This window comes from Thermobifida cellulosilytica TB100, assembly GCF_001517975.1.
GTDB classification, from domain to species: Bacteria; Actinomycetota; Actinomycetes; order Streptosporangiales; family Streptosporangiaceae; genus Thermobifida; species Thermobifida cellulosilytica.
The window spans coordinates 1-1,172 of sequence record NZ_KQ950186.1; the positions used below are offsets into that span (position 1 = coordinate 1).

The 1,172-nt window shown below is 68.3% G+C and carries 1 protein-coding gene; it reads left to right on the forward strand.

Annotated features, from left to right (window positions below):
- Positions 1 to 629 precede the first annotated feature (629 nt).
- The coding region (locus tag AC529_RS16800) for a response regulator (RefSeq protein WP_068758334.1) at positions 630 to 1,172 on the forward strand (543 nt) is incomplete at its 3' end.

Sequence of the window (1,172 nt, forward strand, 5' to 3'; positions counted from 1 at the left end):
TCCTTCGACACGTGGCGTACCTTTCCATCAGGGGTGTCGGTCACCTGACGGAGGGACGAGGCGGCAGGCGGCGTTCCCGGGTCGGGGGAGGCGGAGGAAGCGGAACGATCCGCACCGCCGGGAGCCTGGTCTGGGGTAATGTCCTGCCTGGGGGGATGGTGGGGAGAGGGCGGTCCGCCAGGGGCACGCCAGCCCCGACCCTCCTCCTCGGACATTGGGACCTCCTGTGTCAGCCGTGTGGGCGGGAGCCGCGCTGTGACGCGGTATCCCCACGCTATGCGAGTCCAACCTACTGTCGGACGGACCGGGCCGCGGACGGGTCGGCCGCATCTGGCCCGACCTGCGGTCATCTGTTGGTTTTGTATGCTTTCGTTATCTGACCTCCTGGCTTCCGCGGGGGGAGCTGGTCACACGTACTGGACGGAACGACGGGCAGACGGCAGTGTGGGCGGGGGCCCGGAACCCGCCGCCCGTCGACGGGAGGTCCCACTGGCACAACCCGAAGACGCCGGTCGGGAACACATCCGGCTGGAAGATTGTGCGAAGTTCTGCCCCTTGAGAGTGTCCGGAAAGGAGCAAGGCGGACCGGAGTCGTCCCTGAAGGGGATGTCGCCGACGCCGGAGAATCGATGAAGGGACGCGTACTGGTCGTCGACGACGACCTCGCTCTCGCCGAGATGCTGGGCATCGTGCTCAGAGGAGAGGGCTTCGAGCCGTCGTTCGTGCACGACGGGGACAAGGCCCTGGAAGCCTTCCGCGAGACCAAACCCGACCTGGTGCTGCTGGACCTCATGCTCCCCGGAGCGGACGGCATCGACGTGTGCCGCCAGATCCGCGCCGAGTCGGGGGTGCCCATCGTGATGCTCACCGCTAAGAGCGACACGGTGGACATCGTCCTCGGCCTGGAGTCGGGCGCCGACGACTACATCGTCAAGCCGTTCAAGCCCAAGGAGCTGGTGGCCCGCATCCGGGTCCGGCTGCGCCGCACCGAGGAGCCCGCACCCGAGATCCTCCAGATCGGGGACATCACCATCGACGTCGCCGGGCACTCCGTCCGCCGCGGCGACCAGCCGATCAACCTCACCCCGCTGGAGTTCGACCTGCTCGTCGCGCTGGCCCGCAAGCCCCGGCAGGTCTTCACCCGCGAGGTGCTGCTGGAGCAGGGGTGGGGG